We start from the raw sequence: 20694 nt of genomic DNA on the forward strand, positions 1-20694 counted from the left end.
CATTAATCTACTAAAATCCTCTTAAAAGGAGACAGTAAAGGAGGTGAAGCACATGAAAAAAGTTTATAAAACTCCACGTCTTGTTGAAATTCGTAATGTAGTTGTCGCTGGTGGACATTAATCTACTAAAATCCTCTTAAAAGGAGACAGTAAAGGAGGTGAAGCACATGAAAAAAGTTTATAAAACTCCACGTCTTGTTGAAATTCGTAATGTAGTTGTCGCTGGTGGACATTAATCTACTAAAATCCTCTTAAAAGGAGAAAGTAAAGGAGGTTAAGCACATGAAAAAAGTTTATAGAACTCCACGTCTTGTTGAAATTCGTAATGTAGTTGTCGCTGGTGGACATTAAACATAAACTGATTTTTTTCATACCCTAACACTTTATGAAAGGAGTGTACATTCTTTGCTGACTCATGATGAATGTTATTTATATAATGATTTCGTCAAAGAAAATCAACTATACATATATCCGTTGATAGGTAATAAAATTTTAAACCATACTCTTTCAGGCTCTGAAGAAACCATTGTTGATATGGGAACTGGCCCCGGTTATTTAACACATTATTTATGTGAGAATTCAAATGCGACTATTTATGCTACTGACATTAATGAAACAATGTTAGAAATAGCCCAAAATCAGATAAATACGTGTCTTAATAAAAAAAATGTGATTTTTGAAATACAAGATGTTCATTCACTGACGTATGCAAATGAGTCGATTGATGCTCTAGTTTCTTATTCATGTCTACATCATTGGATAGAACCTGTAAAAGGATTAAAAGAATGCTATAGAGTGCTAAAACCGGGGGGTAAAATCATCATTATTGATACTCACCCTATATCTTTACTCTCCTTGAATAGCTTAAGAAAACAAATAGACTCAAAGTATATAAATATTTTGGAGGAAGCCTTCTTAGAAAGCTACACTGAAAAACATGTAGGAGACATGCTAGCACACGCAGGTATTTCCAATTATTCATTCCATCCTTTAGAGTTCTCTGTTGAAGAATTTATGGAAGTTATTGATGAAATTGGAGATATACCAACAAATATGGATACAAACGAGCCAAAACCACAATCTTGGTATCTTGTTATAGAAAAAAAGAATGGAGGAAATCCAAATGGATCATAATACAATTCTCGTAAAAAATCCAGATAATGTTACAAGAAAGTATCTAAAAGGTATCATTATCGAACCAGGCATGTCCCTAAATCAAGTCGCTGCTGATTTTTATGAACGAATTGACGGACAAAGAGAGTTTATTTCAATAGTAACGGAAATTGCTGAAGAATATGATACAGATGTTCAAACTTGTATCGAAGACCTGCAAGCATTGAGTAAACAATTAATTGAAAAGGAAGTTGTATATGTAAAATGAATAAACTGAATGATGATATTCTAGAAAACATCTATAAAAACATTTCAACTAAGAGAAGCAAAACAATCGTTAATTACATTGCAATGCTAATGGCACTAGCAAGAGATCATGAACTAAACGACGATGATTTAATTAATTGGATTCACAGTAAATTAAGTGCAATAGGATATTTTCAAGAAAAAAACCGTTTATTTACTCAAAACAAATTAGATGAATTTGTCGTAGAGTTTATTGAAGGAAGAGCACTATTATATGATGATATCAACATAACTGAAACAAAACAAAACGAATATGTCATCAGTAGCAAATTGTGGTACAAAAAGAATCCACCTGAAAGTTTTTTTTATTTTGGTATTGACCCTGAAGATTTTTCGAACTATGCACAAAAACTTGCTCAAATAAACGCCGAAAAACTAGGTATCTCAATCCATTTTTCTAAGGATCAAGCGAATGACAAAGAAATAGCCCATATCCAGCTGTCAGAAAATTTTTCTCATTCAGAAAAATTGATAGTAACTCAACCAAGTTCAAAAGACTTTTCATGGTTAACATGTTTTTTCAATGAACATTGGGGCGGAACGACTATGGTGTCTAAAGGGACAACTTATAATGTTTTAAATGAAAACATTATATTGGCTAAACGTGGAGATTATATAGTAGGAATACTAGTTTACAAAATATTTAAAAATGAAGCAGAAATTCTGACTTTAGAGGCTCTAGAAAAGTATCACGGCATTGGAAGCAAATTACTTTTCGAGTTAGAGCATCATCTAAAAACACAAAATATACACTCAATTAATTTAATCACTAGTAATGATAACTTAAATGCCATTAGGTTTTATCAAAGAAAAGGATTTTCTTTTAAAAACATCTATATTGGTGCAATTGATAAAGCAAGAATGGTTAAACCTACAATACCCTCTATAGGAAATTACGGAATACATGTCAAAGATGAATTAGAATTAGAAAAAAGGTTGATACAATGACTATAAAGAGCAGACTAATTGTTATTGCGATATCACTAGGAGTTTTTGCTAGTTCAATGAGTACTACCATGTTATTTATAGCCTATCCTGAGCTAGTTCATTTTTATAACATTGATTATGAAGTCATGCAGTGGAGAAACATCGTTTTTTGGTCTTTCTTCGGGGTTTTCATGCCCTTTTTTGGCATCATGGCTAAAATGACAAATGTTAAAAAAATGTTTTTAATAGGCTTAGGTTTATTCATTATTTCTTGCTTGCTTAGTGCTTTTTCATCTAACTGGGGAATGTTCTTGGTGGGCCAATCTCTTCAAGGGTTAGCTGATGCTATGATTGTTCCAGTACAGGCTGTGCTTATTAGAAACATATTTAGTGAAGATAAAATTGGTTGGGCATTTGGATTACAAGGGTCAGTGATGGCCGCATCAGCGCTGTTAGGTCCATCGTTAGGCGGTTTGATTATACAGAGTATGAAATGGCAAATGATATTTTTGTTACTTGGGCTAATTGGATTGATAGCACTTGCTCTAGGGTTAATGCTAGTTCCTAATATTGAAAAATCAACTAAATTTATTTTTAGACATTTACCTATAGTAGGAACTTTAAGCTTACTTATAACCTTTATATCCATTCAAGGAATATTTATTAGTGAAAGTGAGGTTTGGATTTTATTTGGTTTTGCTGGTATTGCTACATTTTTGTATGTTGAATTTATCAATAAAATCCAAACAAAAATCATACCTCAAGATTTATGGAGTAATAAGCCCTTTTTGATCAATGCGCTCAGAGGTTTTTTTATTTTTTTATCCATAAATGCTATTGCTACGTTCACCCCGATTTATTTTAGAATTTCTCAAGGGTATGAAGCTAGTGTAGTAGGCATGGTATTACTTGCAAGCCCTATCGTGATGATTTCACTAGGTGCATGGGGTGGGAAACGCGTGGATAAGTCTTTAAATAAAACGATGATATTAGGGTTAACTTTATTATCAATATATAGCATTGGATGCATTCTCCCCGGTGAAAAGTCTTTTCATTATGTATATTTTGTCTTGGTGTTTATTATAGGTGGTATTGGTGCTGTAATGGTTCTGCCAGCTCAAAATAAAGTAGCGCTAACTTCTTCACCAAAAACTGAAACAGGGACCTATATGGGGTTATTTCAAATGGTTCAATTCACCACAGCAAGCTTAGCGGGCGTTTTGTTTGCTCCAATCATACAATCAACAACGAATACAGAAATATCAGTATCTGGATATCAGATGATTGGTGTCACCTCTACTGTTTTCTTTCTCTGCTCAATGCTTATTGTATTTATAGAAGCGAAAATAAATAGACGAAAAATAGTAGATAATAATGTAGAAATTCAACTTAATAATAAGGAATGATCATTTATGTGCGGAATAGTTGGATTGGTTAAATTTCATGATGATGTTACTTCACATGAAGTTTTTTCTATGAAAAACATGTTGGAAGAAATCAATTACAGAGGCCCAGATGGAGAGTTTTTTCATATAAACGGAAGAGAAGCATTCGGATTTTGTAGACTTGCCATAAACGATATTACTCATGGTGATCAGCCCTTCGTTAATGATGACGAATCTATTATTGTCATGGTTAATGGTGAGATATACAATCATCATGATCTAAAAAGCAGACTAAAAAGAAAACGAGCATTCCGTAGCCGGTCAGACTGTGAAATTGCATTATATTTATATGAAGATTATGGGATAAATTTCTTGAATTTTTTAAATGGGATGTTTGCAATCACTATTCTAGATAAAGTTCGACAGAAGCTTTTTCTTATAAAAGATAGATTTGGTATTAAACCTTTATTTTATAATTTTACCGGAGAACGTATTATTTTTGCATCAGAAATTAAAGCCTTATTTCAATATCCTGATTGTCCACGCACATTTGATTGGATGGAAGCTTTAAGTGATTCTTGGTTAGCTGGACATGTTTCAAATAGCGTAACGCCCGTGGGGAGCTTTTTCTCGGGGATTGAAAATATAGCAGGTGGACATTACATCGAAGTGAACCTCAGAAATAAAACAGTGAATACAAAAGAATACTGGAACATCACCAAAGTTCCTATACATCACCTATCGAAAAATACAATCATAGAGAAATATATAAATCTTTTAGAATCTTCTTCAACAAAATGTTTAATGAGTGATGTAGATATAGGGTTATTTTTAAGTGGTGGTATTGATTCTGTGTCAATAGGTCATTTTGCTGCAAAACATACAGAGATCAACAGCTTTTCTGTTGTAAGTAGAAGTACCATTGTTAATGGGGATGCAGAGTATGCTTTAAAAGCCGCACAGCACTATCATTTTAATGAACATTTTGCTGATTTTAATGAGTATACTATGGACTATAGTATCGATGATTGGAAGTCTCTTTTATGGTTATGTGAGAGCCCGTATTGTAGTGCCGAGCAGCTCTATAAATATCATCTTCATAAATTCGCAAAACACACCAATCCAAATATAAAAGTTATATTAACTGGTCAAGGTAGTGATGAATTTAATGGTGGATATAGCCAACTTTTTTCTGAAAGAGATTCAGCCTGGGCCACTTTCATGCAATCGTTAAACATTTTGGATAAAAACAAAGAAATGAATATACTGAACGACCCGATTCATACTTGGGATAATTTATTTCAAGGAAATTTGTTGAAAAATAACTTTTTTAAGACCAAAAACAATCCTTATTTAAACTATGTTTATTCCAAGTATAGAGATATTCAGATGTATAACTGCTGGATGGAAGACAGAATTGCTGCTGGTAACCATATAGAGAATAGGGTTCCTTTTTTAGACCATAATCTCATTGAATTAGCACTTGGGGTTGAAGAAAATAAGTATGCTGACCTTTTTTTTGATAAAAACATACTTAGAGAAGGTCTTCTAAAATATACAAACATTCCCGAAACATTAGTGAAGCGACCTAAAGTTCCATTTTATTATGGAAAAGGGGTTAAGTCTACTAGACATTTAATTTTAAATATCCTAAAGAAGAATAATTATGAAATAATTGATTACGCTTTTAATAAAAATAATTTTGTTAATATAGATTCCATCTATCACTTTGCAAAAACCATTGAAAATCATCACGACTTAGAAAATATTGAGTTCTTAACACGGTTAATCAACATGGGAATGTTAGACCAAATGTCTAGTGATTTATCTGTAAAAGTGAAGGACACGAATCAAATTAGTATTCCACCAAGAATAAATATACACAAGTTTAACTTAGGCCAAAACGAAGCTCTCACAATTAATACATTACACGTTCCAATACTAAAAGAAAACATAGATATTTTAATGCCTCTGCATGAGAATAACTTATTATACATCACGATTAATAATAGCATTGAATACCTTGTTGATTCACGCGATGATTATGAATGGTTTACTTTTTTAAGTCAAATCAATGGTATCAAATCCATAGAGGATATTTTATCTCAAAATAATCTGAACTTGGAAGATATAAAAGAAACACTTGAAGAATCAATATTTCTAGATGTTATCGAATTAAAACCAATTTTTGAAGATCAAAGCCCCTCTTCAAAAGCTTAAATAAATATATTCTAAGAGCATATGATTTATTTGAACCACGCAACAAGTTAAAGTGTGGTTTATTTTTTGTGCAATTTTGTCTTTTTCATAAAACAAAAGGCATTATCACCCCATCATGCCCCTAAAGAAGACCTAAAAAATGATAATGCCTGAATTCAAATTGTTTTCACCGTTTCAAGACAACTTATGTTCTCAAAGGAACGAAACAATATTTTCTCTATTTAGTATCTAAATGCTCGCCATTCGTAGCAATCACTTGCTTATACCAATCAAAGCTTTTCTTTTTCTTTCTCTCTAATGTACCGTTTCCTTCATTATCACGGTCGACATAAATGAAGCCGTAGCGTTTTTTCATTTCCGCTGTTGAAGCACTGACAAGGTCAATTGGGCCCCAGCTTGTATAGCCGATGAGATCCACACCGTCTGCGATGGCTTCTCTTGCCTCTAACAAATGGCTTCTCAGGTAATCAATTCGGTAATCGTCTTGAATGGATCCGTCTTCTTCTACTTGATCGACAGCGCCCAATCCATTTTCTACAATAAACAATGGTTTTTGATAGCGGTCATACAGCTGATTCAGTGTCGTACGAAGTCCTTTCGGATCAATTTGCCAGCCCCAATCACTTGCTTCTAGGTAAGGGTTTTTCACGCCAGCAAATAGGTTTCCACCTTCCGCCTGATCAAGGATTGCAGGGTCTGTACTTGCCACGAAGCTCATATAGTAACTAAACCCAATATAGTCCACTGTATGGTTTCTTAGAATGTCTTCGTCACCGTCTTGGAATTCAATGTTGATGTTATTTTCCAGGAAATAACGTTTCATGTATCCAGGGTAATAGCCTCTTGCCTGTACATCTGAGAAGAACAATGTTTTACGATCTTGTTCAATCGCAGCAAACATATCTTCCGGTCTTGAGCTGTACGGATATGTCGTCATAGCTGCAATCATACAGCCTATTTTCGCATCTGGAATGATTTCGTGTCCTGCTTTGACAGCTAGAGCACTTGCAACAAATTGGTGATGTGCTGCTTGATATTGAATGCTCTTCTCGTCTTCGCCCTCTTCAAATACAAGGCCGCCACCTGTGAAAGGTGCATGTAACACGACGTTGATTTCGTTGAAAGTCATCCAATATTTCACTTTGTCTTTATAACGAGTGAACAATGTTTTGGCATAGGTTTCGTAAAAGCCCACAAGCTTACGGTTTCTCCAGCCGCCATAGTTTTTCACAAGTGCAAGCGGCATTTCATAATGAGAAATGGTGACAACCGGCTCGATTCCATGCTTATGCAGTTCATCGAATACTTTGTCATAGAAAGCGAGTCCAGCTTCATTTGGTTCAGCATCGTCACCATTTGGGAAAATACGCGGCCAAGATATAGATAGTCTGAAGCATTTGAATCCCATTTCTGCAAAAAGGGCAATATCTTCTTTATAGCGATGATAGAAATCGATCGCATCATGGTATAAGTTAAGGTCTTTCATTGACTCATCGAATGGATGCATAATGCCATGCGGTGATACGTCAGCTGTAGATAAGCCTTTTCCATCTTTGTTATAAGCACCTTCAATTTGGTTGGCTGCTACTGCGCCGCCCCATAAGAAACCTTTAGGAAATGTTTTTTCTAATTTGGTCATGTTGAATGCCCTCCTCATTTTCTTCCACACTGACTGTAAGCAGTGTTTCTTTCACTGTAATCGTACCATCTGTTTTCGCATCAACTCGTGCAAAATCGTTTGTGTTTGTGACAATAATCGGTGTGGTTACGTCATAACCATCTTGCTGAATGCCGTTGATATCAAATTCAACGAGTACATCTCCTGCCTGGACAATATCACCTGACTGCACATGAGTTGTGAAATGCTTTCCGCCAAGTTTTACTGTATCAATTCCGACATGGATGAGAAGCTCTGTGCCTTGATCACTCTTTAAACCGATGGCATGTTTCGTTTGGAAAATGGTTTCAACCTTGCCGTTGAACGGTGCAACCACTCGTCCAACTGTTGGTACAATGGCAGCTCCTTTGCCCATGATTTCATTAGAGAATGTTGCATCATTTACTTGATTTAGCGGCTTTAGTTGACCTTCAAGCGGGCTTTGTACCACTTCATTTTGAAGCGCTGTTGTATCTTTATTTTCTTCTGGTTTGTCTGCTTTTGTATCATCTTTCACTGGTACATCTTTAAATCCAAGCACAAGTGTCATGATGGTTGCTACGACAAAGCCGATGATTAAACCAATGATCGAGTAAACAAACGTTGGTCCAATGAACGTTGGGATACCTGGAATACCTGCTGATCCAGACACCACATAGGATTTTACTTTAAAGATGGACATGAACACGCCGCCTGTTGCCGCACCGATGAGGGCTGCAATGAACGGTTTTTTCAATCTCATGTTGACACCATACATAGCAGGTTCCGTAATACCCATTAATGCTGTGATACTTGTTGACATTGCCAATGACTTGAATGTTTTGTTTCTTGATTTTAAGAAGACACCAAATGCTGCACCGGCTTGTGCCATATTGGCAACAAACATCATTGGGATAATGTAATCAAAACCGTTTAACGTAATGTTGTTAATCATGATTGGAACAAGTGCGTAGTGCATACCCGTAATGATCAATGGTGACATGAAGCCGCCGATTAAGAGTCCTGCTAAAATACCTGCATGTTTAAACAATAAATCAATTCCGCCTGAAAGGCCATTTCCGATAATGGCACCAATCGGTCCAACTGCTATGAGCATAATTGGCACAACGACAAGAAGTGTAACCGTTGGAACAAGGATGATTTTTAATGATTTCGGACTATATTTTTCTGCGAATCTTTCAACATATGAGCCAAGCCAGATTGTGAGCAGAATCGGAATCACCGATGAAGAGTACACAACGGCTACCACTGGCAAGCCTAGAAATTCTGTATTTCCTTCACCAAGTAAAGCGGTTAGCTGTGGGTGCAGCGCTGCTGCAGCAATGGCTGCGGCAATATACTGATTTGTGCCCAGTTTTCTGGCTACGCTTACAGCAAGCAGGATTGGTAAGAAGTAAAAAGCTCCGTCTCCGATTGCTGTTAAAATGGTATATGTGCTGCTTTTATCTGATATCCACTGGAACGTCAGCATGAGTGCCAATATTCCTTTGATCATACCGGCTCCAGCGATGGCTGGAAGAATCGGTGTGAAGACACCAGAGATAAAATCGAAAAGTTTTGACAATACATTTTGTTTTGTTTCTTCTTCTGTGCCGCCTGACTTTACCTCTGTTGATAGCCCTGAATCAGCAACCATCGCTTGATAGACGTTTGATACGTCGTTGCCGATAATGACATGGTATTGACCACCGCTTTGATTCACACCCATGACGCCATCTGTTGATTGCAGCTTCTCCTTATCCGCCTTGCTCTCATCGTATAAGTTAAAGCGAAGTCTTGTCATACAATGTGTGACGTGCTTGACATTCTTTTCACCGCCGACTAGCTCTAGAACTTCTTTTGCTGTTTGTTTGTGGTTCATTGTGTTACCCTCCAATCGTTGATTTCATTTTATAGAAAAAACCTAAACATCCATTAATGCCCGAAAAATAGCGATTCAGACATTAATCGATATTTAGGTTTTGCCTGCTTGACCAGTAACAATCCTTCATAGCGATTGATGGTTATTTAATTTTATAAGTCTTTAGAGACAAAAAACCTAAATCATGCCTTATCAAAGATAGGGACAATGATTTAGGTTTTGCCTGCTTGACCAGTAACAATCCTTCATAGCGATTGATGGTTATTTAATTTTATAAGTCTTTAGATACAAAAAACCTAAATCATGCCTTATCAAAGATAGGGACAATGATTTAGGTTTTGCCTGCTTGACCAGTAACAATCATTCATAGCGATTGATGGTTATTTAATTTTATAAGTCTTTAGAGACAAAAAACCTAAATCATGCCTTATCAAAGATAGGGACAATGATTTAGGTTTTGCCTGCTTGACCAGTAACAATCCTAAAAGATTGTGGGTTATTGAGTTTATAGTTATAAATTATCATGTTAATTTTGTGATGTCAACGCTTTCTTTTTGATTTATTTTCTTTTTATGACTCGATCGATATGCAAAGTTAAGTATAACATCTCATCTTCTATGAGACTTCGGTTGTATTCTTTCTGAACATAATCATTAATTTTCTCAGCACATTGAAAAGCTGCTGTGTTTTTTTCCTTTACCACTTCATACAGAAATTCATTTTGATTTTCCATTTGTGTTTCGTTAAACAGACGTTGTCCAAAAAACTTTAAATGCGTGACAAAACGGAAATAATTTAATGATTCCTCGTCCAAATCAATTTGAAAGTGATATTTGACGATGTTCAAAATATCTTGAATCAGCTTTGTGATTTGAATAACGTTTGGCATTTCCTCATTGAGCTCTGCATTGACGATATGCATGGCAATAAAACCTGCTTCATCCTCAGGAAGGCGGATGTTGAGCTTGTCCTGTATGATGCGAATTGCTTCTACACCGCACATAAACTCATCTTTATACAACCGTTTGATTTCCCAAAGCAAAGCATTTTTAATGTCCATTCCTTTTTGATGACGTTCAATGGCAAAGGTGATATGATCCGTCAACGTGACATAAATACTGTCATTTAAATTTTTGTTCAGGCTCGTTCTCGCATGATCAATAATCGCCTCACACACTTGCATATACTCAATTGGAATATCGTAAAGCAGGGTTTTGAATTTTTCTGATATATCTTTATTTTGAATGGAAAATACTTTTTCAATACGTTCTTCGTCAATCGGATCTCCGCTTTTCTTTTGAAACGCAATTCCTCTGCCCATAATGACCAGCTCATGCTGCTCGTCATCATAAGCACTGACCACATTATTATTGATTACTTTCGAAATGATCAATTGATCCCCCCCCAGTACATTCCGCTTTTTCAAGCATTTCATTGTTGATATGTCATTTTATTATTATTTTCAAAAAAGAGGACTTTAAGATGATTTTACATTTTTTTTTGATACGGTCAACTAGAAAGAATGACATATTCCCTCTCAGAAATGATGAAATAGAGGCAAAAAAGTCTAAAAACATATGAAAAAACAACAAAGTGCTAAAATAAATGACATTTTAGCACTTTGTTTAACTTTATAAAATACAAAGGTGTTCATTTTTTGAAGTTTAGAAAAAACACTCACGAGTTGAATGACATCCTTTCTCTTTCATACATAAATCTTTCCAAATAGTTAACGCCTTCTAATTTTTTTGGATGTGATGTTACCAGCGGATTGAATGACCTGTACAATCACAACCAGTACGAAAACAGTGACCACCATGGTGGCTGTATCAAAGCGCTGATACCCATACGTCAATGCCAAATCACCAACTCCGCCTGCTCCAACTGCACCTGCCATTGCAGATGCTCCTACCAAACCAATTGTAGCTGTTGTAAATGTAAGCACAAGCGAGCTGAGACCTTCAGGCAATAAAAATCGATAAATGATTTGCCAAATTGTCGCTCCCATCGCTTCTGCCGCTTCAATTATCCCCTTATCTACCTCAAGAAGTGAGTTTTCAACAAGTCGTGCGATATACGGTGCGGCGTAAACAACGAGCGGTACAATTGCTGCAGTCGTTCCTATCGCTGTTCCAACGACGAGTCGAGTAAATGGAATAAGTGCAACAAGTAAAATAATAAACGGGATCGAGCGTAAAATGTTAATGACAGAATTCAACAGATGAAAAATGGCCGACTGCTCCCAAATGTGTCCCTTTCTTGTGATCACCAGAATAATTCCAAGCGGCAGCCCAATAATGATAGAAAATAAAAGGGATAAAGTGACCATATATAACGTTTGACCAAATCCGGTTAAAAGTTGATCTAGCGATACTTCCATTCCAAAAAGCTGCGTTGTACTAGTCAAGACCTGCTACCTCCTGCACATTGATCTTCTCCTGTTGAATATAAGAAAAAGCTTTTTCAATTTCGGTTTGTTCACCTGTCACTTCAACAATCATATTGCCAAAAGGGGTATCTTGAATTTCTGAAATATTGGCCGACAAGACATTGACATCAATATCATATTTCTTTGCAATTGTGGATAGAAGCGGTTTGCTGGAACTATGACCAATAAAGTTCATTTTCCACACCGTTTTTTGACCATTTTTTAATTCTTCAATTATGCTATTTGGCAAATGCTCATGGATAACCGTTCTGACAAAACGTCTTGCAATATCAGTTTGCGGATGAGAAAAAATCTCATACACTGAACCTTTTTCAACGATTTGACCGTTTTCCATGACAGCTACTTTTGTACAGATATCTCGAATGACAGACATTTCATGTGTGATTAACAGAATCGTAATATCATATGCTTGATTAATTTTTTTAAGCAGGTCTAAGATTGCAGACGTCGTATCAGGATCAAGTGCAGATGTCGCTTCATCACATAGAAGAATGGACGGATTCGTTGCCAGTGCTCGTGCAATTCCGACACGCTGCTTTTGTCCCCCAGATAGCTGCTCTGGATAATTGTTCGCCTTTGATTCAAGACCTACGAATGATAAAAGTTCGTCTACTCTTTCTTTGATTTTCCGCTTTGAGCTTCCGCTTAATAAAAGCGGCAAGGCCACATTATCAAACACTGTCTTCGATTGAAGTAAATGAAAATGCTGAAAAATCATGCCGATGTCTTTTTTCTCTTTCCTTAAGCTCGCTTTAGACAGTGAGGTCAATATTTTTCCATTCACCTTTACCTCTCCTGATGTCGGCCGTTCTAGTAAGTTCACGAGTCTTAATAGCGTGCTTTTTCCTGCCCCGCTATATCCAACCACACCGAAGATATCGCCTTTTTCGATGGTCAGATTGATGTTGGACAAGGCTTCGATGTTTTGCTGTCCACTCTGATATACTTTCTGTACATCTTTGAATTCAATCATAGGCCGGACCTCTCTTTACTTTATTGATATCGATTAACAGGTACACGAAGCCCCAAATGATCCCGAAGCGTGTGCCCTTTGTAATCGGTACGGAATAATTTTCTTTCCTGTAAAATAGGAACAACGAGCTCGACAAAGTCTTTTAATATATCTGGGAGAACAGCAGGAATTAGCATAAATCCATCTGCTGCACCTGCATCCACCCATTTCTCCATTTCATCTGCTATTTGTTCTGGTGTACCAATCCAATGGTCATGTGATGCTGCATTGCTCACCTTGGCATAAAGCTCACCAACTGTTGGGTTTTGTTCATGGATGATACGCATGATCGTTTCAAAGTCACTTTGAATACTATCTACATTCTTCCACGCCACTTCTTTTGCAGGCGTGTCTAGAGGATAAGCCGTTAAATCGACATTTCCAACATAACCAGATAAGAACTTTAGTGCCTGCTCAGGCAAGAGCGCTTCGTCAAGCTGACGCTTTTTTTCCTGTGCTTCTTTTTTTGTTCTTCCGATAACCGGTGATATTCCTTGTAAAATATGAAGTTCATTCGGTCTTCTTCCGAATTGAGGCAGCCGTTCTTTCAATTCTTTATAAAACGCTTGAGCAGATTGCAAATCTTTCTTATGACTAAATACCACTTCCGCTGTGCGTGCGGCAAATTGTTGTCCTGGTTCAGAAGAGCCCGCCTGAAAGATGACGGGCTGCCCTTGTGGTGTTCTTCCTATATTTAAAGGACCTCGAACTTGAAAGTATGTACCTTTATGATGAATCGGATGAACCTTTTGTTCATCGTAAAATCGCCCTGTCTCCTTATCTCGAATAAAAGCATCTTCCTCCCAGGAATCCCATAATCCTTGCACGACATCGATGAATTCCTCTGCCATTTGGTAGCGGTCATCATGTTTGACATGTGACGTTCGTCCAAAGTTTTGTGCAGTTCGTCCCGTTGCATCTGCTGTGGTGACGACATTCCACCCAGCACGTCCTCCAGTCGCATGATCAATAGATGCGAATTGTCTTGCAAGCACATATGGCTCACTATAGGTTGTCGAAGCAGTAGCTACAACGCCAATCCGATTTGTAGCAACGCCCAGCGCCGTAATGAGAATCGCTGGATCAAATCGATTAAGAATATGAGGGTGAGAATTTTCATCTATTGCAAGGCTGTCTGCAATAAATACCGCGTCAAGTTTTCCTTCCTCTGCTTTCTGAGCCATTTTTTGATAAAAATTCACATCAATGCTTGCATCTGCTTGTACATGCGGGAGTCTCCATGAGCCAAGATGCATACCAGATCCAACGAGATATACGGCTAATTTCATCTCTTTGGTCATGCTCACGCCCCCTCTTTTTGTATAGCTTTGTCATATTCCTTTAGTAATTGATCAATCGGTGTGGTGACTGGCAAAAAATTTCCTTCGTAGTGCTTCGTAATATAATCCGTAACTTTTTTAGAATGTAAAATCTCTGTGATTGTATCAAGCTCTTTCTTTTTCTTCTTTTGGACATCCTTTGTCACAGCAACTATATTCACGTACGGAGCTTCTTTTTTACTTTCATGATATAAAGAACTCGTCAATTTATAACCTGCTTCAAGGGCGACTCCATTATTGATCACCGCTGCATCCACATCATCTAAAAGACGGGGCAGATTTGCCGCTTGAGCAGGAACAATGTCTAAGTTGTATGGATTTTCTAAAATTTTATCCTCTCCCCCTTGTCCATTAAAATCATCCTTTAGCTTGATTAAACCAGCATTTTGCAATAAAACGAGGGCACGAGGCCAGTTGCTATCATCATTTGGAATCGCAATTTTATCGCCCTTTTTAATATCTTTTAAGCTCTTTCTTGTTTTAGAGTAAATACCGAGAGGCGCTGCAATGGTAGCAATATCCGCTACCAGTTCGCTCTTTCTTGTTTTATTCCAGCTTGCTAAATAGGCAAGATGCTGAAAGGAGTTCGCATCTATTTCGCCATCTTCTGTTAATTGATTGAGATCAACGCCACCAGTAAATGTTTTTAACTCTAAAGTAAGGCCTTTCTTTTTCGCCTCTTCCTTTACAACCTTCCAAAAATCAAGGGTTGCCTCAGTGGTTCCTAAAGTCAGCGTTTGTTTTTCATTCGACGCATTTGTTTGTCCGCAAGCGGTAACAAGGAGGCTCAGTATGAAAATAAAAGCGAGTATATTGATTTTTCTCATGTAGATTCATCCCCTCTTTATGAACTAACGGCTTTTGTTTGATTTGTCACGTCCTCAAATGTAATATCAATGGCATTCACGAGTGAACGTCTAATGGTGCAGCCTCTTTCAGCAGATGTAATGACCTTTTGACGAACCTCTTCACTTAATTCTTTAGGCAGCTTGATTGACAGGTGTAGTTTTTCTACTCTGGATGGTCCCTCCACAGCTTTTTGCGCTTGGACAGCCACGTTGAAATTTTCCTCTGTGATCGGAGTCCCTTCCCTTTCTAATAACACTCGTAAATTGAGCGATGTGCAGTATCCAAGTGAAGCGCCTAATAATTCAAGTGGTGTTAAGCCCTCTGTTCCAATGGTGCGACTGCCTTTTACCTGTTTGCCACTTTCGTTATAAATCGAAAATTCTTCTCCATCTAATTTAATATTTGTCATTGCATTCATCCCCTATATTCGTTTTAGTTCGTGATTTCATTGACTGGTTTATCGACAGGAATTTTCGTTCCGCCAAATTCCTTTTTGACATAGTTCTGAACTTCTTTTGAATGATAAACCTCTGCTAGTTTTTTTAACGTTTTGTTGTCTTTGTTTTTTTCTTGTGTCACAAGCAGGTTGATATTCGCCTTCGTATCTTGATTTACTTCTTCATGATATAGCGAGTCTTTAATAGCGTTTAGACCGGCATCAAGTGCAACACTGTTTCCAATTAGCGCAGCGTCTACATCCGGGAGCACTCGTGCCGTAGCTGTACCATCTGTTTCAACAAATTGCAGCTTTTTCGGATTGTCATCAATGTCCTTCAAGGTGCTAAAAGAGTTGAAATCAGACTTCAGCTTGATGAGCCCAGCCTTTTCTAGCACTCTGAGTCCTCTTGCAGTATTCGCTGTATCATTTGGAATCGCCACTTTCGCACCGTTTGGAATGTCCTCAAGTTTTTGATATTTGTCAGAGTAAAGCCCCATTGGTTCAAGATACGTTGTGGCGATGGCGACAAGCTTTGCCTTCTTTTTCTTCACGTAATCTTGGAAATAGGATAGTGATTGGAAGGCATTCACATCTACTTGACCATCATTTGTGGCTTCATTGATTTGCACGCCGTCATTAAATTCTTTGACTTCAATATTCAAACCTGCTTTTTTTGCCTCATCTGATTTCGCAATAAACTGCCAAACTTGGGCGTCTGATCCTTGTGATGCAATCACAATTTTATCCTGATTTCCTTTGCTGCTTGACTGTTGACCACCGCATGCGGCTAGGACTGTTACTATCATTGCTAGTAAAATAAACACACTATTTTTTCTCATTGTCATCTTCTCCTTTTATGCCAATGTCTCTGCGTGATCGTGATGAAAGGCATCCTTTAAAAGAACAAGAGACCTTTTTCGTTTTTCCGCATCATCAATTGGTGTCAAAATGATAAATTCATCAATTCCCAGCTTCTTCTGCAAAGCAAGTAGCTCCTCTCGAACTAACGCCTGTGTGCCGAAAATGATCTTTCGCTCTTGTTTTTTAATCTCATAGGGTTCTCCGCTTTGATTTCCAAATTCTCTTGCATTTTCTTCGCTTGCTAGAGTAAATGTTTTTCCACTCTTTAAGTGGACTTTGACAATTTCGTCATTTGAAATAAGGCTTTTCGCTTCTTCATTGGTTTCAGCTGTGATAACAGGCAATGCGAGAATGAATGCCGGCTTCTTCTGTACATGTGGATCTACGTTCTGTTGAAATGCTTCGATTGCTCCCTCTAGTTCCTGTTCATCACTATTGATAAATTGGGCAAAGACAAAGGAAACGCCAAGTTTAGCAGCAAGCTCAGCACTCCCCTTACTTGTACCAAGCAAAATAAGATCAGCAGGTACCGGCGGGAGCGGATAGGCTCTAATCTCATCCCCTTTTTCATCCGTATGTTTTTGGTTATGAAGCCACAGGGCCAGCTCTTTGATTTTTTCTGTGAACGGATAATGATCCTGTGATACACCTTTTTGTAAGGTAGCAGTTGAGACAGGCAGTCCACCAGGTGATTTCCCTACACCGAGATCCACTCTTCCTGGTGCAAGGCTGGCTAGTACATTGAAGTTCTCCGCAACTTTATATGGGCTATAGTGCTGCAGCATCACTCCACCAGATCCGATTTTGATTTGTTTTGTTTGAGCGAGCAGATATGAAATGAGCACCTCCGGCGAAGATCCTGCACGCTCTTTCATATTGTGGTGTTCCGCTACCCAAAACCGATGGAATCCTTTTTCATCTGCCATCTTTGCTAGTTCGACGGTATGCTGCAAAGCTTCTTGAGCGGTCTCATTTTGATGGACAGTACTTTGATCAAGAACGCTTAATTTTAGTGACGACATCATTAATCACCTCATCTATGGTTGTCAAAACTGATTATCACTATAAAAATAGTATGATTTATATGTAGACAAATCTCATTTATGCAAGCATTAGGCTCCTATTGAATTGTTGATAAATCGCTTTGACACGATCAGTAAAAACAGATTTTGTGCCTTTTAATGAAACAAGACTGATTTGATGACTCACGCTTAGCATGTTCAATTTCTTTTTCATCAACGTGCCTTCTCTCAGCTCTTTCATCACACTCAATTCAGGTAAAAAACCGACTTTTCCATGTCTAATTAGTTCTTTAGCTACCTCAAGATTGTCTGTGTGAAAACCAATATTAGGCGTCTCTGGAAGTGCTTCAAATATTTTATGAATCATTGCCCAATCAAATGAGCCACATTGATAAAAGACAATGGGATGATGGCTAATATCCTCAATCGTTGGCTTCTCATTCGATAATAATTCATGATCTGGTGGAACAATCAAGTGAATTTGATTGTCTAACAGTTTAAAAGAATCCACTCCTGGATGGGAAGTATGCTTCATTAATCCAAATTCCACCTGTTGATTTAAAATCGCTTCGAGCATCGAATCATTCGTTGTCGTCATCGTTTTAAATGTCACATTTGGGTAGCATTTGCTCAAATACGGTAATAGATACGGTAAATAATATTGTGCCATTAATAAATTGGAACCAATCGTGACTTGATCTTTTTCGTTCGGCACATGTAATTGTTTTTTTCCATTTTGATAACTTTTTAAAATCTCCTCGGCATATGGTAAGAAATTCTTTCCCTGTTCAGTGAGGTGAAACTGTTTCCCTTTTCTCATGAACAATTTTGTATTGAGTTCGCGCTCTAAAGACTGAATTCTTGCAGAGACAGAAGGCTGTGACAAAAACAGTGCGTCCGCTGCTTTTCTAAAACTCTCAAAATGATTAACATAAACAAATGCCTCTAAGTGATCAATGTTCATGGCGCACCTTCTTTGTAAATTAATGTTTCACATTCTATCACACAGATATTAATCAGACAATTCAGATATTTAAAATATAAATGAATAAAATTCTAATTTGACTTATCATGTTAAATTAAAACATAGTAAATTTATATGTTTAATTTATATTAATGTTATCCTTCAATTTTTTCACGGTCAATTTGATTTCATTCGAATACTTTTATAGGTTAATAGATATTTTCTATCAATAATCGTTAGAGCTTTGACCACAAAAAAACCTCCATCTGAGATGGAGGTGCATACCGTAGGCAAATCTTCTATAAAGAGTGTTTTTACAAAATCAGGAGCAATCCCAATTATAGACGACGTTCTCAAAATTTTTTCGTTTGAGGTCTTCTGGTTTGATAAAAAAGTTGGCGATTCCGCAATCTCCCCACAACATATCTACTTCATCATCTGAGTCAATTTGCAATAACAGAACGGTATGTTCTTGATCTTCATAAGTACGCGGGTCTTCTTGTGTAAACCCTGGATACCCGCCCAATTTGTGACCAAAGCCACTCGCTGTTTCATAGAATTCATCCAACAGGGTATCTGCTTCATCACCATCAATACCAACTGCATCTTCGAATAGGTCCCAGCTATGCTTTCCTGTGACTTTTTCAAAGCGGAAATCTCCTACACTGATCGTTTCGCTTGCTAATTCACCTGTAATTGCGCCTTCCTTCGTAACGGGAAAATAAAAATCGTCTGGAATTTTCACAAAAGAAAAATCAGTCAATAACTCTTCTTCTGCTAAGAAAGGTTCTTCAATAAATTTGATCCGGAAATCTTTTTGTTCTGTTTTATGGTCAATATTCATTCCATAAAGATCATCATGCACAGAAATAAAGACTTGCAAAAGTCCTGTTTCTGGATAATCTTTCAGCTTCGGCAGCTGGCCGAAATTAATTTGTGCCAATAGCTTCATAGGATGACCTTCAGCATCCACTGGATATTCATCGGTCTTTGGGAAGTAGGGATCACCTGCTATTTTACTGTCATAAGGTCCTGTTTTTCCTTGCTTCATTTGTAATTCAATCTTTGGTTTTTTGGTTTGATCTAACAATGTACGGTAAGGCGCTAGTACTTCTTGCAGCTTTGCTGATTGTGTCACGATGATCTTCCTCCTTATGAATCGGTCTAGTGATCAAACAGGTATCTCTTTTTCTATCATACAGAAGTGTACCCTGCCTGTCAGCGATCAACCGGTCAATATTCTGACAAATACCTCACCTTAAAACGTTAAAAAACCTCCGATCTAGCTGGAGGTTTTGGTCAAAAAGTTTTTATTTTACTTGATAATTTACTAAGTCATCTGCTAATGTTTTCATCGTTTCGTTTGTTTCATGAAGTCCTTCAATAATTTTTGTGAAAGTGCTGACAAGCTCTGCTTGATGTTCAGAAGAAGCTACAATTTGTGCAATTTCTTCTTCCATTCCTTTAATCGAGCCCTGCACATCTTTCAATGCTGCTTCGATATCCGTTGTGGCTTGCTTGGCGTGGGTTGAAAGTTTTCTGACCTCTGTTGCGACCACTCCAAAGCCTGCCCCTGCTTCACCTACTCTTGCAGCCTCAATGGATGCATTGAGTCCAAGTAAGTTTGTTTGATCAGAAATTCCTTTAATGAGATTGGACACTTGATTGATTTTAGAAGAATTTTCGACAGTGGCTTTTGTATTTTGTAGAATTTGTTCACTTGTCGCTTGTAGTTCCTCTGAATGTGCGGCCACTTGCTGGACCATCGCGACTAGTTTTTCAGAAGCTTGGTTACTTTCTGTCATAATGTGTTCTAATCGTTGTTGATTTGACTGATCATAAGCAACACAAAAGACAGCTACCACTTGACCTGTCTCATCTGTGATTGGTACGGCTACGATATCCAATGGAATTCCGTACACCTCTTGAGGAACTTGGATAAATGATGCCTCTCGGCCATTTTTCAGCATAGAAAAATTTTGAAATCCCTCATCAACTGCATCACCAGTTTTAAACCCTAAGTTAATATCCCCGTGTTGCTGATAATAAAGTACCTTCTCTTTACCTAAAACAGAAAAGGTGAGTTGCTCTCGCATAGCTAGTCCAACGATGGGTAAAGTGGCTATTATGTTTTCAACAATTCTTTGTGACATTCGCTCACGTTCATCCTCTCTTTTCTCAGTACACCCTCTATATCGGTTCGTTATATGATCTATTACAGCCTGTAATGCGTCCCAATATCAACCAAATGACCTAAGTCACATAAAAAACCCACATTCCATCATAAGA

General features: G+C 37.4%; 18 protein-coding genes. 5 read left to right on the forward strand and 13 right to left on the reverse strand.

Annotated elements, in window-relative coordinates; genetic code table 11:
• Nucleotides 1–405: 405 nt before the first annotated feature.
• From BA1_RS02950 to asnB, 5 genes are read left to right on the forward strand one after another with little or no spacing between them, the layout of a single operon-like run.
• Nucleotides 406–1134, forward strand: coding sequence for a class I SAM-dependent methyltransferase (locus tag BA1_RS02950; protein ID WP_008355570.1), 729 nt, complete (start codon nucleotides 406–408; stop codon nucleotides 1132–1134).
• Complete coding sequence (locus BA1_RS02955) at nucleotides 1124–1381, forward strand: PqqD family protein (protein WP_008355572.1); 258 nt, start codon at nucleotides 1124–1126, stop codon at nucleotides 1379–1381. Before BA1_RS02950 ends, BA1_RS02955 begins: the two co-directional genes overlap by 11 nt.
• On the forward strand, nucleotides 1378–2367 hold the full coding sequence (locus tag BA1_RS02960; protein WP_008355574.1) for a GNAT family N-acetyltransferase: 990 nt from the start codon (nucleotides 1378–1380) through the stop codon (nucleotides 2365–2367). The genes BA1_RS02955 and BA1_RS02960 overlap by 4 nt, the downstream gene beginning before the upstream one ends.
• Nucleotides 2364–3752: an MFS transporter gene (locus BA1_RS02965; RefSeq protein WP_008355576.1), complete on the forward strand. Its 1389-nt coding sequence runs from the start codon at nucleotides 2364–2366 to the stop codon at nucleotides 3750–3752. Before BA1_RS02960 ends, BA1_RS02965 begins: the two co-directional genes overlap by 4 nt.
• Before the next feature lie 6 nt (nucleotides 3753–3758).
• A complete protein-coding gene (gene asnB / locus BA1_RS02970; protein ID WP_008355578.1) occupies nucleotides 3759–5951 on the forward strand; it encodes an asparagine synthase (glutamine-hydrolyzing) in 2193 nt (730 codons plus the stop codon).
• A 217-nt stretch (nucleotides 5952–6168) separates the two neighbouring features.
• Here the strand turns inward: asnB and BA1_RS02975 are convergent, their stop codons facing one another.
• The 13 genes from BA1_RS02975 to BA1_RS03035 all read right to left on the reverse strand — a co-directional run bounded on the left by BA1_RS02975 (nucleotide 6169) and on the right by BA1_RS03035 (nucleotide 20558).
• Nucleotides 6169–7590: an aryl-phospho-beta-d-glucosidase gene (locus BA1_RS02975; RefSeq protein ID WP_008355580.1), complete on the reverse strand. Its 1422-nt coding sequence runs from the start codon at nucleotides 7588–7590 to the stop codon at nucleotides 6169–6171.
• Entirely contained in the window at nucleotides 7562–9469 is a 1908-nt protein-coding gene (locus BA1_RS02980; protein ID WP_008355582.1) for a beta-glucoside-specific PTS transporter subunit IIABC, read from the reverse strand. Before BA1_RS02980 ends, BA1_RS02975 begins: the two co-directional genes overlap by 29 nt.
• A gap of 559 nt (nucleotides 9470–10028) precedes the next feature.
• Nucleotides 10029–10862, reverse strand: coding sequence for a BglG family transcription antiterminator LicT (gene licT / locus BA1_RS02985; RefSeq protein WP_008355583.1), 834 nt, complete (start codon nucleotides 10860–10862; stop codon nucleotides 10029–10031).
• 336 nt (nucleotides 10863–11198) lie between these two features.
• Entirely contained in the window at nucleotides 11199–11849 is a 651-nt protein-coding gene (locus tag BA1_RS02990; RefSeq protein WP_034738276.1) for a methionine ABC transporter permease, read from the reverse strand.
• A 19-nt stretch (nucleotides 11850–11868) separates the two neighbouring features.
• Nucleotides 11869–12891: a methionine ABC transporter ATP-binding protein gene (locus tag BA1_RS02995; protein ID WP_008355587.1), complete on the reverse strand. Its 1023-nt coding sequence runs from the start codon at nucleotides 12889–12891 to the stop codon at nucleotides 11869–11871.
• A 20-nt stretch (nucleotides 12892–12911) separates the two neighbouring features.
• Nucleotides 12912–14237 carry an LLM class flavin-dependent oxidoreductase gene (locus tag BA1_RS03000; RefSeq protein WP_034738268.1) on the reverse strand — a complete coding sequence of 442 codons (1326 nt, stop codon included), beginning with the start codon at nucleotides 14235–14237 and terminating at the stop codon, nucleotides 12912–12914.
• A complete protein-coding gene (locus BA1_RS03005; protein WP_008355593.1) occupies nucleotides 14234–15097 on the reverse strand; it encodes a MetQ/NlpA family ABC transporter substrate-binding protein in 864 nt (287 codons plus the stop codon). The genes BA1_RS03000 and BA1_RS03005 overlap by 4 nt, the downstream gene beginning before the upstream one ends.
• 17 nt (nucleotides 15098–15114) lie before the next feature.
• Nucleotides 15115–15528, reverse strand: a complete 414-nt coding sequence (locus BA1_RS03010) for an OsmC family protein (RefSeq protein ID WP_008355594.1) — start codon at nucleotides 15526–15528, stop codon at nucleotides 15115–15117.
• A 23-nt stretch (nucleotides 15529–15551) separates the two neighbouring features.
• A complete protein-coding gene (locus tag BA1_RS03015) occupies nucleotides 15552–16397 on the reverse strand; it encodes a MetQ/NlpA family ABC transporter substrate-binding protein (RefSeq protein WP_008355596.1) in 846 nt (281 codons plus the stop codon).
• A gap of 15 nt (nucleotides 16398–16412) precedes the next feature.
• Nucleotides 16413–17441: an LLM class flavin-dependent oxidoreductase gene (locus BA1_RS03020; RefSeq protein ID WP_008355598.1), complete on the reverse strand. Its 1029-nt coding sequence runs from the start codon at nucleotides 17439–17441 to the stop codon at nucleotides 16413–16415.
• A gap of 79 nt (nucleotides 17442–17520) precedes the next feature.
• Complete coding sequence (locus tag BA1_RS03025) at nucleotides 17521–18405, reverse strand: LysR family transcriptional regulator (RefSeq protein ID WP_008355600.1); 885 nt, start codon at nucleotides 18403–18405, stop codon at nucleotides 17521–17523.
• A 322-nt stretch (nucleotides 18406–18727) separates the two neighbouring features.
• The gene (locus BA1_RS03030) at nucleotides 18728–19543 is read right to left on the reverse strand and encodes a YwqG family protein (RefSeq protein ID WP_008355602.1); all 816 of its coding nucleotides are present in this window, start codon (nucleotides 19541–19543) and stop codon (nucleotides 18728–18730) included.
• Nucleotides 19544–19715: 172 nt separating this feature from the next.
• Nucleotides 19716–20558 (reverse strand): methyl-accepting chemotaxis protein, encoded by an 843-nt coding sequence (locus BA1_RS03035; protein WP_008355604.1) that lies wholly within the window; start codon nucleotides 20556–20558, stop codon nucleotides 19716–19718.
• Between the last annotated feature and the right edge of the window lie 136 nt (nucleotides 20559–20694).

Source organism: Bacillus xiamenensis, assembly GCF_000300535.1.
Classification (GTDB): Bacteria; Bacillota; Bacilli; order Bacillales; family Bacillaceae; genus Bacillus; species Bacillus xiamenensis.